The organism is Streptosporangium sp. LJ11 (assembly GCF_051918945.1).
Classification (GTDB): Bacteria; Actinomycetota; Actinomycetes; order Streptosporangiales; family Streptosporangiaceae; genus Streptosporangium.
This window is the reverse complement of sequence record NZ_JBPXMB010000010.1, coordinates 77,362-93,164: the sequence shown is the minus strand read 5'-3', so window position 1 is coordinate 93,164 and position 15,803 is coordinate 77,362. Positions and strand designations below refer to the sequence as shown.

Below are 15,803 nucleotides of genomic sequence, written 5' to 3'. Positions count from 1 at the left end.
GTTCGAATCGGGGACTTCGGAGTCTGGCTCGCGTGACCATCACCACCGATTCAGGACGCCTTCCGAACGGACGCGAGGTCGGCCCCGGCCCGGGGCGGCACGGTCCGGAACGCTCTGCCGGACGACGGCGCCTGACCGACTTCCACGGGGGACGCGTTGATTCCCGGCATTGTCCTGTTTCCGCACTGCGACCTGCACCTCTCTCTCGACGACCCGGAGCTCGGCGTCCAGGTCTTCCGCCGCACGATGTCCGGCTTCCAGTCGCCGTACGACCTCGTCCCGATCGCCGGCGCCGACGTGAGGTTCGACTTCTACGCGCCCCACGCACCGGAGGGGCAGCGATATCAGAACCTGCCCGTCGTCCAGCCGGACGGCAGGGTCGTCGCCACCACACCGGGGATCTACCTCTTCCAGTGCACGGCCGACACCCGCTCGATCGTCGGCCGGCTGCAGGTGCACCAGGCGATCACCGACTGGTGGTTCGGCAACGACTCGATCACGACGGCGGTGGACACGGTCGCCCACGCGCAGCCGACGATCTATGCCAGGTTCACCCCGGACGACACCGGCACCGACCTGGTCGGGGACATCACCGGGCACGGCTACGTGGCGCTGGAGTCGTCCGACGAGGGCAAGGTCGAGCTGAACCCGCTGCAGCGCCTGCGCGGTATCGCGGAGACCGGCGACCAACCGGTCAACCTGATCGGCAGTTACCTCAACGTGGTGCGGCAGCTCCCGGTACGGGTGGTGGACTACCGCAGGCGCAGGGACATCCTCGAACCCGTCGTCCACGACCCGATCGGGGATCACCTCCTCACGCCCAACCTGGTGTTCCTCGGCGAGGGCTTCACCGCGTCCGACCAGATCGCCTTCGACGAGATCGTCGAGGACGTCTACATGGACATGTTCATCAAGCCCCGCCACGAGCCGTTCCCCATGCTGATGAGGAGCATGAACGTCTACAAGGCTCCCGTCGGATCCACCCAGGGCCTGCTCACCCCCGGCTTCCGGGTCGTCGACCACTCCGACCTCAAGGGCATGCCGGTACCGCTGCAGATCGAGATGAAGGGCTTACCGGCGGACGCCTACACGGTGCCACAGTTGACACTCCTGGTGGGTCTGCCGAAACGGGGAGAGAACCGCTCGGTCGAAGCTCTGAGAACCGACTGGGGCACCCAGCACCTCGACGGCCTCGACCTCGCCAGGGTGCATCCCCCCGTGGTGGAGAGATGGCGGGCTCAGGGGTCCACCGCCGCGCTCCAGGCCCACGACACGTTCTTCGGCCTCCACCTCGGCCGGCGGCTGGCCGATCGCGAATCCGACAACCACCCGGTGCCCAACCCCGGCGCGGACGGTGACCAGGCACTGCTGCCGGCGTTCGTCCGGAAGCTCTACACCTTCTATCAGACCGGCGGGCCCCACAACATGCAGCTCGATCCCCGGCGGCATCCGCCGGAGCTCTACGGCGAGAACATGGAGAACCCGCTCACCTCGGTGAGCACCTTCGTCCGCGGGCTCGCGGAGTCGCTGCCACCCCACAGGCATGTGGGGCCCGAGTGGATCCCCGACGGGGTCAACCTGAAACTGAGCCGGGGGCTGATCATCGTGATCGCCAAGGACTTCATGCACGGCGGGCAGAACATCGAGCACGGGCTCGCCTGCCTCACCCTGAACTCGCGGGACCGGACGGGGTTCGCCTCCGGAAGCCCCTCCGTTCACACGAGACGGCGCACGGGGGCGTCGGCGCTCACCTACGACAAGACCAGCGTGAGCGACCTCGCGATCCACGAGCTCGGTCACAGTTTCAGGCTGGGCGACGAGTACGAGGAGAACGCCGGCCGGGCACCCGCGGTCGGGGGGGACGGGTTCGACAACCTCACATCGTGGACAGCCATCGCTGACCCCGCCAATCCCGGGCGTTTCCTTCCCGAAAGGGTGAAATGGCTGGGCCTGATACGCATCAGGTTCGCGTCCCGGGTACGGGACGTGCAGCCGCTGCCCGACGGCATCAGGGTCACCGTGCCGCCGGAGGACATCCCGCACTGGGAGCGGGTGCGCCTGGAGAACCCCGCGGTCCTTCTCCAGAGGGCCCTGAGTCTCGGCATGGGCCAGATTCCGTTGATCCCGGGTGAGTTCGGGAATCTGATGGAGTTCCACATGGGGAGCAGCCCCGACCCGGTGGCCGCGACCATCGACCTGACCGGGCCCCCGACCCCCTTCGGGAAGGACTCCATCCTCCTCAGCCAGTTACGCAACACGAGAAACGAGCCCCTGTTCGTCACCGAACGACGCGTGCTCGATTTCCTCCGGAATCCCGAGGGCCGGCCCGGGCGCCCGCTCAACGTCGACGTGGCGAACGACCCCAACGGCCCCGGGCCCCACAGCGGGCCCGACCTGCCGAGAGAGATCTCCGCCTCCACGCCGGGCAACCCGCCCGGTCGCAGGGTCACCTTCACGCCGGCCAACCCGTCCAGCCAGACGATCGGCGTGTACGAGGGCGGGCTGAAATACGCCCAGGGCATCTACCGCCCGGCCGGCTCCTGCAAGATGCGCAACCAGCACCAGTCCGGCGACGACGGCAAGTTCTGCTTCGTGTGCCAGTGGCTGATCGTGAACCGGCTGAATCCCTCCCTGCACCGCACTCTGGACCTCACCTACTCGTTGGGGACGCCCCATGCCTGAGCCGAGCACGTTCGACCGCGTACTGTGCGAGCTGGCCCTCGCGTTGCGACCGCTCACGCGGGCGCTGTCGTCGCCCAGAGCCGCGCGCGGCCTGCTGCGGGAGCTGGGCTGGGTCGTCGACGACGTCCCGCAGCCCCTACTCGACCTGCGCACCGACCTCGACGTGCTGGACGAGGCGCTGCGCAGGATGTTCGGCCCGGCCGAGCCCGTGAACCCGGCCGCGCGGCCCGACGACCTGGCGCGCGCCCTGGCCGCCGTCGGGCGGATCATCGGCGCCGTCCGCGACCTCGCCACCGACGACCTCATCCCGTCCTCCCTCCGGAAGGACGGGTTCGGCCAGACGTTCCCCCGCCAGCTCGTCGACCACCTGGTGGGCGCCTATCTGATCAGGCACCGGCCACGCGTCGGTTTCGCCCTGCGGGCCCTGGGCGTCCTGCGCACCACCCGCGAGCCCGCGCAGGGTGACCGCCCCGCCCACCGCGGGACGACACTCGACCTGGCGAGGCTCCCGCAGGCTCTCGGCGACCCCGAGGTGGTGCTGCGCGACGCGTTCGGCTGGGGCGAGGACACCTTCGACCACAGCGCCTTCCTGTCGGCCGTGGACGACCTCCTCATGTCGGTGGGTGTCGACGTCAGGTTCGGCCCGGTGGAGGACGCCACGGCGACCGGCCTGCTGGGACTGCCCGCCGGGGAGGATCAGCCCATCGAGCGGGCCGTACCGCGCGGGCTCAAGGCCGTCCTGCTGGAGCAGGTCGTGGACGGGACGGTCACAACCGCCGGCGTCCGGCTGCTGCCGCTGCCCGCCACCTCGACCGGCAGGCCCGGCCTCGCGCTCGTGCCCGCCCTCGACGGCGAGCTCGACACCGCCCTGCCGGTCGGCGGTGACCTGACCGCGACGGTGCGCGCCGACCTCGACCTTCAGGGCGGCGTCGGCCTGCTGGTACGGTCCGGCGAGCCCGTGGACCTGATCGTCGGTTTCCTGTCGGAGGAGGCCCCCACCCACGCGACCGGCTCGATCCAGGTCAGGCTGGACGGCGCCACCGGCGCCACCGGCACGCCGCGGGTCCTGCTGGGCGCCGAGGACCGCACCCGGTTGCGGCTGCGCGGCCTGGGCGGCGCGGGCGGCGTGCGCGTCGACGCCGAGGGCGGCGTGGATCCGTACGTCGAGCTCGAACTCAAGGGCCTGGAGTTCGTGTTCGTCCCGGACGGCTCCGACGGTTTCCTCGCGGCCGTCATGCCCTCGGACGGGTTCGCCTTCGAGACCGACCTGACGATCGGGGTCTCACACCGGGACGGGTTCGCGTTCCGCGGCACCTCCAACCTGGAGATCCAGGTCCCGGCGCACCGCAGGATCGGCCCGGTCGAGGTGCGGTCGCTGACGATCTCCGCGATGCCGTCCGGCGGCAGCCTGCCCGTCTGCCTCGGCGCCACCTTCGCCGTCTCCCTGGGCCCGGTGCGGGCGCTGGTCGACCGGGCAGGGCTCGCGGTGAACCTGGAGCCGCGGCCGGACCTCGACGGGAACCTCGGCCCGATCGACCTCTCGACGGGCACGCTGCCGCCCTCCGGCGTGGGCCTGGCCGTCGACGCGGGCATCGCCTCCGGCGGCGGCTACCTGCGGTTCGACACCGACCGCGGCGAGTACTCCGGCGTGCTCGACCTCGCCCTCGGCGACGCCCTGTCGCTGAAGGCCCTCGGCGTCCTCACCACCCGGCCGTTCTCCCTGCTGATGCTGTTCACCGCCGACTTCGGCGAGGGGCTGCCGGTCGGGTTCGGGTTCACCCTGCTGGAGGTGGGCGGGCTGCTCGGGCTCGACCGGGGCATGAACGTGGCCGCCCTGATGGAGGGGGTGCGTTCGGGCTCGCTGGGGTCGCTGATGTTCCCCCGCGACGTGGTGGCGAACGCACCGAAGATCATCAGCGACCTGCGCGCCTACTTCCCGGCCCGCCCTGGAACGTTCCTGGTCGGCCCGATGGCGAAGCTGGCCTGGGGCACGCCCCGGCTGATGCACCTCACCGTGGGCGTGATCGTGGAGATCCCCGGCGACGTCGCGGTGGTGGGGGCGCTGCGAGTGGCCCTGCCGCACGAGGACGCCCCGGTCGTGGTCCTGCAGGCGCAGTTCGCCGGCGCGATCGAGTTCGGCAAACGGCGGATGTTCTTCCATGCCGCCCTGTTCGAGTCCAGGATCGCCTTCGTCCCCCTCGACGGGGAGTTCGGGCTGCTCGTCGCGTGGGGCGAGGACGCCGGCTTCGTCGCCTCGCTCGGCGGGTTCCATCCGAACTTCGAGGCGCCCGCGCTGCCGTTCCCGACGCCGCGCCGGGTGACGATGAGCCTGCTCAACACCTCGGTGGCCCGCCTGACCGCGCAGGGATACCTCGCGGTCACCTCCAACACGGTCCAGTTCGGCGCCCGGGTGGACCTCTACTTCGGGGTGTCCGCGTTCAGCGTCACCGGCTTCGTCGCCTTCGACGCGCTGCTGCGGCTCCTGCCGCTCCACGTGGAGGTGGAGATCGCCGCCGCCATGTCGGTGAAGGCGTTCGGCGCCGGCCTGTTCTCGGTGAAGATCCGGGGCAGCCTGGACGGCCCCTCGCCCTGGCACCTCAAGGGCCACGGCGCGATCTCCCTGCTGTTCTGGGACCTGGACGTGGAGTTCGAGCACACCTTCGGCGACCCGCTGTTCCAGCCGGAGCTGCTGATCGACGTGCTGGACGCGCTGGTCTCCGAGCTGGAGCGGCCCGAGGCCTGGAGCGCCGTGACCCCCGGGGGCGGGCGAACGGCGGTGACCGTACGGGAACCCGCCGGGATCACGCTGCACCCGAACGGGGTGCTGCGCGTCTCGCAGAAGGCCCTGCCGCTGGGACTCACCCTCGACAGGGTGGGCACCCAGCGGCCCACCGGGGCGAACCACCTGACGCTCACCCCGACCGGCCCCCTGGTGAAGGTGGCCGACGCGCACGAGGAGTTCGCGCCGGCCCAGTTCGTGGAGCTGTCCGACGCGGACAGGCTGAGCAGGCCCTCGTTCGAGACCCAGCGCTCCGGCGTGGACCTGGCCGTGGCCGGCGCCGACCTGCGTACCGGCGGGATGGCCAGGCGGGTGGTCCGCTACGAGGAGATCCTGCACGACCGGTCCTTCGCCAGGCGGCGACGCCGCCTCACCCCCTACCAGGGGGAGCTGTTCTCCTTCCTGCTGCGTGACAACGCGGTGGCGCGCTCCCCGCTGTCGCGGTCCGGCCGCGACCTGCTGCGCCCGCCCGGGGAGGCGGTCACGGTGTCGGCCGAGAGCTACACCGTGGCGTACACGGCCGACAACCGCGCCCACGCCCCGGCCTTCGCCAGTGCCGCGGCCGCGCACGAGTTCAGGGCCGGGATGGTCGCCGGCGACCCGGCCGCGGCCGACGCCGTTCACGTCATTCCGAGCTTCGAGGTGGTTCCATGACCGCGCCCGCCTACACGTTCCTGCCGTGGCTGCGGCGGGGCCTGGCCAACCAGGTGACCGCCGCCGACGGCGACCCGGCGGTGCGGCTCCGCCCCCGGGTGACCGTCTCGCTCACCGCGAGCGGCCGCGCACCCGGCGGGGCCGTGCAGAACCGGACCGTCACCAGGCAGGTCTCGCTGTACGGCCCGGCCGACATCGTGGGCATCGACCCGAACGCGATCGTACGGGCCGAGCCGCGCCCCTGGATCACGAACGCCGAGCCCAACCTCCTCGCCCACGTGGACTTCCACGACGAGGACCTCCCCTGGCGCCACACCCCGGCGGCCCCGGCGGCCGGCCGGCTGCGGCCGTGGCTCACCCTGCTGGTGCTGACCGAGGACGAGTTCCGCGACGGCCCGGCGGGCGGCGCCGCCCCGCTGCCCCGGGTGGACGTCCTGGACCTGGCCGTGCTTCCCAGGGCCGACCAGTTGTGGGCCTGGGCGCACGTGCACGTCGACCGCGGTCTCGGCGCCGACGACGGCGAGATCGTCTCCGGCGACGGCCCGGCGGTGGCCGCCCGGCTCGCCGCCACCCTGGCCGGCGATCCCGACCTGGCCCGCTCCCGGTTGCTGTGCCCGCGCGTGCTCGCGCCGGACACCGGCTACCACGCGTTCCTGGTGCCCACGTTCGAGGGCGGCCGCCGGGCCGGGCTGGGGCTCGACCCCGGCGACATCCCGGCCACCATGTCCGCGTGGCCCGCGTCGACATCCGACCAGGGCCCGCGACCGCAGCCCTCGTCGTTCCCGGTGTACCACCGCTGGTACTTCAGGACCGGCGCCAGGGGCGACTTCGAGACCCTGGTCAGGCTGCTGCGCCCGGCCCCCGTCGACCCGGCGGTCGGCACCCGGGCCATCGACGTGCGGCACCCCGGTTCCGGCGTGCGCGGCGTCGACAAGCCCGGGCTCGACGGCACGCTGCGCCTCGGCGGGGCGCTGCGGCCGCCCCACCTCCCGCTGCCGGGCGACCCCTGGGAGTCCTGGGACCAGCCGTTCCCGAGTCCGCTGCAGGAGGACCTGGCCCGCCTGATCAACCTGGCCGACGACTACCGCACCGAGGCCGGCGCGGACCCGGTGATCTCGCCCCCGCTGTACGGGCGGTGGCACGCGCTGACCTCCCGGGTGAGCACCGACGGGACGGCCGACGGCTGGGTGCGGAGGCTGAACCTCGACCCCCGGTTCCGGATCGCCGCCGGCCTCGGCGCCAGGGTGGTGCGGGAGAACCAGGAGCGCTACACGCAGGCCGCCTGGGACCAGATCGGCCAGGTGCTGGCCGCCCGGCGGCGCGTGCGCAACGCCCAGTTCGGCCTGCGGGTGAGCACGGTCTGGCACGAGCGGCACCTGGCCTCCGCGGTGCCGGTGCCCCAGCGGGCGCTGCACCTCACCGCCCCGCTGCACCGCCGGATCCTGTCCGGGGGCGAGACGCTGCGCCAGGCACAGACCACCGCCCGCGTCTCGCCGACCCTCTTCTCGGCGCCGCTGCGGCGGGTCCTGCGACCGCGCGGCCGGGTGGCCGGGCTGCTGCCGTTCGACGACCATCACCGGGCCGCGCGCCTGCTGGACCGGGTCAACTCCGGCGAGGTCGACCCCGCGCCGCCGGAGTCGCCGCCGCCCGGCGTCCTCACCGCCGACGTGGCCGCGACGCTGGTCGACGACCCCCGGGCGGCCGGCACCGTCGGGGAGTCCGGCCTCACCGCCGGGTGGCTGGCGGGACTGCCGGGCGCCTCCGGCTTCACCGTCGGCACGCTCACCGAGCCCGGCGCGCCCGGCCGGGGCGGCGAGGACAGCCCGGAGGCGATCATCTTCAAGGAGGCGCTGGAGGACAGCCTCGACTTCCGCGAGGAGGCGGAGGAGAGGGGCACCCCGCCGGAACCGGACGAGGTCGACCTCGACGGCATGGCGCAGACGGCGGTGGACGCGGTGCGCCCCGACGTGACCATCCCGCGCCGGATCGAGACGACCGTCCACATTCCCCAGGCGATCCGCGACGAGATCGGCCCCGGGCTGGTCGAGCCCATGGCCTACCCGGTGATCGACCAGCCGATGTACGAGCCGTTGCGGGACCTGGGCGCCGACCTGTTCCTGCCGAACGCCGGCCTGATCACCCCCAACACGGTGACGCTGCTGGAGACCGACCAGCGCTTCGTCGAGTCCTACCTGGCCGGGGCCAACCACGAGTTCGCCCGCGAGCTGCTCTGGCGCGAGTACCCGACCGACCAGCGGGGCACGCCGTTCCGCCAGTTCTGGGACGTGCGCGGCACGATGGCCGCCGCCTCCGGCGACGCGCGGGAGTCGCTGCGGGACATCCCGCCCCTGCACGAGTGGGCGCCCGCCTCCGCGCTGGGCGGCCACGACCACCGCGACACCGGCGGCGGGCGGGACGAGCTCGTGCTGGTGATCCGCGGCGAGCTGCTCAGGCGCTACCCGAACGCGGTCGTCTACGCGCATCGGGCCCGGTGGCCCGCGCCGGGCCAGACCGGCCCGCGACAGCTGTCGGACGATCCGGCCGCGGTGCGCACTCCACGGTACGCCGCGAGGATCGACCCGGACATCACCGTCCTCGGGTTCGACCTCACCGCGGAGGAGGCGATCGGCGGCGACGCCCCCGACGCCGATCCCGGCTGGTACTTCGTCATCAAGGAACGCCCGGGCGAGCCCCGGTTCGGCCTGGACACCGAGCCGAGTTCCCCCCGCGAGGTGTGGAACGACCTGTCCTGGCCCGAGGTCCGGCCCGGACCCGCGGGCGGCCACCTCGACCTCGCCGCCGCCCCGGCCTCCCTGACGCTCACCGCGCCGGCCGGGCCCCCCGAGGCGGTCCAGCACGCCGAGGACGTCCAGGTCGGCTGGGATCCGGCGATGACCGCCGCCGACCTCGCCTACATCCTCTTCCAGGCCCCGGTACTGGTCGGGGTGCACGCGGCACAGATGCTCCACACACCCTCCGAGGAATCCCCATGAGCCAGTTCACCACCGACCCTCGCGAGGGTGTCAGCGACCTCGACGACGGCTCACCGATCCTGCTGATGCCCGTACGCCTGGAGACCAGGTTCGCCGAGGACCCCGCGCTCCTGGTCCGCGTGTACCCGGACGACTGCCACCTCTCCACCTTCGACGCGGAGATGACGCCGTCGGAAGTGGACAACGTGCGGCGCTACTGGACCGAGGTCCACGAGGCCGGCCCGGACGAGGCCCCGCGGCGGGCGGCCTGGCGGCGGCTGGTCGCGGCGCACGGTTCGGGCCGGGCCACCTGGCTGCGGGCCGCGCACCGGCCCCTCGACCCGTCCGCCCTGTCCGGGCCGCCGGAGTTCCCCGAGGTCACCACCAGGCAGAACGCCTGGTCCCAGGCGCCGCGGGTGCTGCTGATGCCCCAGCGTTTCGTGGTCGTCGGCTTCCGCACCGGTGAGGACCCGCTGGTCGAGGTCGGCGCCGAGGTCGACCAGGAGCTGTTCGCCGGGCCGGACCCCGCGGCCACCGGCGAGGACCAGCTGCACCACGACGAGAACGGCGACCTGGTCGTGCCCGACCGGTTGCGCTGGCTGTCGGACTTCGACCGGGCGGTCGAGGTGGGAATGGGCCTGCGGATCCCGCTCACGCCGGAACAGGCCGAGGGCGGGTTCGACCGGCTGCTGGTGCTCGGCGTGCGGCTCGGGTCCGACGCGGAGGAGGGCGCCGCCCTGCTGCGCGACCTGCTGGAGCGGCACGCCCACAGCCGCACCGGCGTGGCCCTGGTGGCCCACGGCACGCCCACCAACAACGGCGAGGACGCCGTCTCGGGCCACGGCCGCCGCGACGACCCCGACGCCTCCTTCGACGACCTGTGCGCGCCGGCCTACGAGGTCACCCCCCGGCCCGAGGAGAAGCGGGACGGGCAGTGGCTGGCCGAACACCTCGGGCTGCCGGCCGACTTCTTCGCCCACACCCGCGGTGCCGCCGGGGCGGACCGGCTCACCGCCCGCGCCATGAACACGCTGCTGTGGCCGGCCACCTTCGGGTACTGGATGCGGTCGATGATGGGTCCGGTGTTCGACGACGGCGCCACCGGCGGCGTCGGCGAGTTCCTCATCGGGCACGTGCTCGGCGGCGGCGCCGTGCCGGCGATCCGCCTCGGCGCCCAGCCGTACGGCATCCTGCCCGCGACCGCGTTCTCCCGGCTGGAATGGCCGGACCGCGACAGCGGCGCGGACAAGATCTCCGGGCCGCTCTACCAGGTGCTCGACACCGTCCGCCGGGACTGGACGCCGCTGGTCGAGCGGGTCGCGCGCCTCGGCGGGCCGGCCGACGACCCGCACCAGACGCTCCTGGACGTGCTCGCGCTGCACCCGGGCTCGGTGGAGTGGTCGCAGCGCTACGCGGAAAGCCTCACCACCCTGGTCAACCGGCTGAACCTGCAGAACCTCGCCGGGGCGATCCAGCAGGTCCTGCCCGCCGCGCAACGCGTCGCCGCCCGCCATCTCCTGGGACGCCACGGGTACGACGGCGCCGTACCGCCCATCCTCGACCAGGTGTTCTCCGGCCGGCGGAACCTGCTCACCGGCGGGGTGGTGGACGGGCTGCCACCGTCCGAGACCGCGCCGTTGCGGCCGTCCACCACGGACGGCCGCAACTATCTCGCCTGGCTCGCGTCGGCCGCGAGGAACGGCCTGGACCGGCTCTACGAGCAGGACGGCTTCGCCGGCGACCGGCCGCCGGCGTCACTGCTCTACCTCCTGGCCAGGCACGCCCTGCAGCAGGGATACCACGAGGCCGCGGTCCGGCTGTACGAGACCGGCGGCCTCTACACGCCGGCGCAGGCACGGGCCGCCAGGACCGACAACCCCGTCCTGCACATCGCCTCGGGCAACTCCCTGAGCGAGAGCCGCTACCAGCCGCTGTTCGCCACCGCCCCGCCGATCACCGGGAGCCCGACCCGGCGGGTCGGCGACCACATCGCGATGACGATCGGCTCGCCGCAGAGCGCGGAGCTGGCCGCCCAGCTCGACGCGCTGGCGCGGCTGGAGAACGCGCCCACCGCCCGGCTGGAACGGGCCTTCGCCGACCACGTCGACATCTGCTCCTACCGCCTCGACGCGTGGCTGCTCGGCCTGGTCGACCTCCAGCTCACCCGGATGCGCGAGCAGCGGCCCACCGGCCTGCACCTGGGCGCCTACGGCCTGGTCGAGGACCTGCGCCCCGGCCGCTCCGGGCGCCTCGGCTTCGAGCCGGAGGACGAGGACGTCGCCGCCGACTTCCGGGGCGGGCCGCTGACACTCGACCCGGCCAACCAGGGCTTCGTGCACACCCCCTCGCTCAACCACGCGGTCGCCGCCGCGGTGCTGCGCAACGGCTACCTGTCGGGCGTGGCGCCGGGCGAGGGGCCCGCGGTCGACCTGTCCTCCGCCCGGGTACGCGCCGCGCTGGCGCTGGTCAACGGGGTCCGGGACGGGCAGAGCCTGAGCGACCTGCTCGGTCACCGGTTCGAGCGGGGCCTGCACGACCGGTACGGCACGGCCGAGGTCGACGCCTTCATCCCGCCGCTGCGCAAGGCGTTCCCGCTGCGGGCCGACCGGATGGCGTCCACCCGTACCGCCGGTGACGTGCCGATCGAGGCGGTCGAGGCCGGCAACGTGCTGGACGGCCTGGCCCTGGTGGACCGGCTGCGCACCGCGAGCGGCTACCCGTTCGGGGTCGCGGACCTGCCCGCGGCGACCCCGGCCCAGGCGGCCGCGATCGACGCCGAGGCGCACCGACTGCTCGACACCCACGACGCGGTCGCCGACCTGGCCCTGGCCGAGGGCGTCTACCAGGCCGTGATGGGAAACCACGACCGCGTGGCGAGCACCTACGACGCCTACGCCAAGGGGACGAGCCCCGCCGAGCCCGACATCGTGCGCACGCCGTCGAGCGGCGTGACCCTCACCCACCGGGTGGCGCTGCACCTGCCGCCCGCGACGACGCCGGGAACCGGCTCGACACCGCGCGCCCGGATCGAGCCCTCGGTCGACGCCTGGCTCGCCGGGGTGCTGCCCCCGCTCGACGAGGTCGGCTGCACGGTCACCTTCCGCTCGGCCGGCGACGGGACCGAGACGACCCGCGAGGTCACCCTCGCCTCGCTCGGACTGCAGCCCGCCGACCTGGTGGCGATCGGGCGCGTCGAGGCCCTGTCCGAGCTGGACGCCCGGGTGCGCCGGTTCGTCCGGGCGACCTTCGACCCTCGCCCCGACCGGCCCGTCACCGTCGACCACCAGGAGGCGGCCCCCGGCCGGGTCAGCGTGTTCGAACTCCTGCCCCTGCTGCGGGCGGCCCGCCGGCTGGTGACCCTGTCACGCCCGCTGACCGGCAACGACCTGCGGCTCACCGTCGACGCCCGCGCCGGCGACGAGCCCGCGCCGTTCGTCGACCGCAAGCGGGTCGGCGCGGTGGACTCCGAGCTGCGGATGGTGCGGTCGGAACTGGCCGCGGTCGCGGACGCCCTGGCCACCCCCGGCCAGGTCGCCGACGTGGACGGCCAGGTGGAGTCCGCGGTGGACGCGCTCGCGCGCGCGGCCCTGTTCGGGCTGCCCCAGGCCGGGTGGGACTTCGCCCACGAGGCCCTCGGGCTGGCGTACGCGGACCTGCTGGCGGCGTGCGCCGAGACCGCCGGGCGCTGCGGCGACCGGCTGGACCGGTTCGCCGAGGAGTTCGCCCGCTACCTGGCGGTGCCGGCGGAGGGGTCGGACGAGGAGCGGTTCCTGCACCTGGGCCGGGCCGAGGCGGCCGTCTCCACCACGCCGATCCGGCCCCGGCCGGCCACCCCGGCCGCCTACGCGACCGCCCTGCGGGCGGGCCCCGTCGCCGACCTGAGCGCGGCCGGGGACCGCTACCGGGCCGTGGCGGCCACCACCCGGACGACGGTGTCGGGCCTGCGCGCCGACATCATGGCCCTCCCCCCGGCCGCGCCGGTCGACCTGGCCGTACCCGATCTGGCACCGGCCGAGGACCGGCTGGCCCGGCTGCTCGCCGACACCCGGTCGGTGCTCGACGTCGTGCTGGCCGAGACCGACCGGCGGCTGGCGGCGGCCGGAACCGCGTTCGAACGGCACGACGGCACCGACTCACCGGCCGAACGGGTGGCGGCGCTGCAGGAGGCGGCCAGGGCACTGCTCGGCGACGAGTGCCGGCTCGTCGCCGAGTTCGCCCTGGAGAGCCGGCACGCCGCCCAGGTCTCGGCGGCGCTGGCGGCGAGCCGCTCCGGGACACCGTTCGCCCACCTCGACGTGGACTTCCCGGTGGACACCTGGCTGCACTCGGCCGCGCGGGTCCGGGAACGGCTGCACGACTGGGAGCGGCTGCAACTGCTGGCCGGCGCGTTCGGCGGGCCCGAACCGGAACTCGACGCGCTGCAGCTGCCGCCGGTCACCGGCGAAGGCTGGCTCGGCCTCGACATCCGGCCGGACCAGGTGGTCGACTCCGACCGGCTGCTCTACACCGCCCACCTGCCGTCCGGCGTCGTGCCGGGCGCGCCCCAGCGGGGCCTGCTGCTCGACGAGTGGACCGAGACGATCCCGTCGGCCACCGCGGAGAGCGGCATCGCCTTCCACAGCGACCGGCCCGGCACCGAGGCGCCGCAGGCGATGCTGCTCGTCACGCCGGCCCTGACCCGCGGCGCGTGGCAGTGGGACGACCTGGTCGACGCCGTGTGCGACACCGTGGACCTGGCCAAACTGCGGGCGCTGGAACCGCGTCACATCGGTGAGCTCCCCTACGCGTCCTTCCTGCCGACGACCCTGATGGCCAGTCAGGTCAGGCAGCTCACCATCGCCGCCGACCTCGCACTCAACAACGTGCTCGCCGACGTAAGGGCCCCGTCATGACAGAGAAGTACATCACCCCGCAACTCGGCTCGGTGATCGCCTCCCGCCGCAAGCCCGGCGTGACGTTCTGGAACCGGCTCGAGGGACGGCCCCGCACCCGCGCCTTCGACCGCGCGCTGCGGGCGGAGGTGCGCGACGCGCTCTGGATGCTGACCCGCCAGTGGCAGGTCGGCGAGCTGCGCGGCGAGGACGCCGGCTCCCCCATCCAGGCGAAGGTGCGCGTCGACACCACGCCGGTACGGGCGTTCCGCGCCCCCGGCGCCGACAGGACGGTCTCCGACCTGCCGCCCCAGGCGCAGGTGGAACGGCTGCCCCTGCCCGTCGACACCCCGCTCGACCTGCGCCTACTGATGGGCAGGTACTGGTTGAAGCTGCTCGCCACGGTACGCCCGGCCGCGGCCGGTGCCTACCGGGCCGCCTACCCCGTGCCCCGGCCCGACCCCGTGCGGGACACCGGGATCTGCGCCCACCCCCCGGTCTGGTCCGCCCACCGGGCCGCCGCGAACCGGCTGATGGACGGCGCCGCCCTCTACCTGTCGATCGTGTCCGGCACCCCCGCCTCGACCGGAATCGACGGGGTCGCCGGCGCCGAGCCCGAGGTCGACGCGCTCGGCGTGCGCTTCGCGGCCTGGTTCGACCGTCTGATCAGCCGGCCCGGGGAGGTCTCCGCCTGGCGGCCGGAACGGATGGAGTACGGCTTCCACGCCGACGCCGGAACCCGTGACACCCCGGCCGGCCTGGTCGCCGAGGAGTACTTCCACGGCCGGATCGACTGGCACACCCTCGACGCCGCCCCCACCCCGCCGAACCCGGGCGACGACGAGACGGCGACGACCCGGCACGTGCTCACCACGCTGCCCACCGCCGCGTCGTTCAACGGCATGCCGAACACCCGCTGGTGGGCCTTCGAGGACGGCGACACGAACTTCGGCGGCATCCGGCCCGACACCACCGACCTGGGCACGCTGATGCTCATCGAGTTCGGGCTGGTCTACGCGAACGACTGGTTCGTCGTCCCGTTCACCGTTCCGGTCGGCACCGTGGCGAGCGTGCGCGGCCTCGTCGTGACCGACGTGTTCGGAGAGCGCACCTGGATCGAACCGGCCGTGTCCGAGGACTGGAAACTGTTCAGGACCAGCGTGGCCGGCGGCGCTGGAGGTGTCGCCGGCCACGATCTCACCGTCCTCGACACGGCCGACCACCTCCAGGAGAGCGCGCCCCTGGACGAGGTCGTGTTCGTCCGCGACGAGATGGCCAACCTCGTGTGGGCCGTCGAGAGGACCGTCCCCTCCCCCGCCGGGGGCGGCATGCCGGGGGCGGAGGCCGGCCACGAGCTGCGTGACTTCCTGCTGCGCGACTTCGAGCGCCGTCACGGGCACTCTCCCACGCCACCGCCTCCGGCCGAGGGCACCCACGTCCGGTACGAGGTGATGACCTCGGTGCCGGAGAACTGGATCCCGATGATCCCGATGCACCGCCCCGGCGACAACCGCGAGATCCAGCTGCGGCGGGCCGCCATGCCCCGCACCTTCGACGGCGACCCGGCCCCGCCCGCCGCGGTGCGGCCGCGCACCTGGTTGCTGGGGGCACCCGGCCTGCACGTCCACGAGGAGGAGGTGCCCCGGGCGGGCATCCGGGTGACGCGAACCTACCGGCGCACCCGCGACCGGCGAGGCCGGGTGCATGTCTGGCTCGGCGCGACCAAGCGGACCGGTCGCGGCGAGGCCTCCAGCGGGCTGGTCTTCGACCGGATCGCCGACCACCCCTCGCGGAGGTCGTGACCTCCGGGCGGCCCGGTGCCGCCCCGGCTCGACACCGCCTCGG

Annotated in this window: 5 protein-coding genes; all 5 read left to right on the top strand. The window is 73.7% G+C overall.

Annotation, left to right across the window (positions count from 1 at the left end):
* Positions 1-156 precede the first annotated feature (156 nt).
* The 5 genes from ACTOQ3_RS16665 to ACTOQ3_RS16645 are packed head-to-tail and all read left to right on the top strand — an operon-like array spanning position 157 to position 15,760.
* Entirely contained in the window at positions 157-2,682 is a 2,526-nt protein-coding gene (locus ACTOQ3_RS16665; RefSeq protein ID WP_440084288.1) for a hypothetical protein, read from the top strand.
* On the top strand, positions 2,675-6,115 hold the full coding sequence (locus ACTOQ3_RS16660) for a DUF6603 domain-containing protein (RefSeq protein WP_440084287.1): 3,441 nt from the start codon (positions 2,675-2,677) through the stop codon (positions 6,113-6,115). The genes ACTOQ3_RS16665 and ACTOQ3_RS16660 overlap by 8 nt, the downstream gene beginning before the upstream one ends.
* Complete coding sequence (locus ACTOQ3_RS16655; RefSeq protein ID WP_440084286.1) at positions 6,112-9,108, top strand: hypothetical protein; 2,997 nt, start codon at positions 6,112-6,114, stop codon at positions 9,106-9,108. The genes ACTOQ3_RS16660 and ACTOQ3_RS16655 overlap by 4 nt, the downstream gene beginning before the upstream one ends.
* Entirely contained in the window at positions 9,105-13,979 is a 4,875-nt protein-coding gene (locus tag ACTOQ3_RS16650; protein WP_440084285.1) for a hypothetical protein, read from the top strand. The genes ACTOQ3_RS16655 and ACTOQ3_RS16650 overlap by 4 nt, the downstream gene beginning before the upstream one ends.
* A complete protein-coding gene (locus tag ACTOQ3_RS16645) occupies positions 13,976-15,760 on the top strand; it encodes a hypothetical protein (RefSeq protein WP_440084284.1) in 1,785 nt (594 codons plus the stop codon). Before ACTOQ3_RS16650 ends, ACTOQ3_RS16645 begins: the two co-directional genes overlap by 4 nt.
* Positions 15,761-15,803 lie beyond the last annotated feature (43 nt).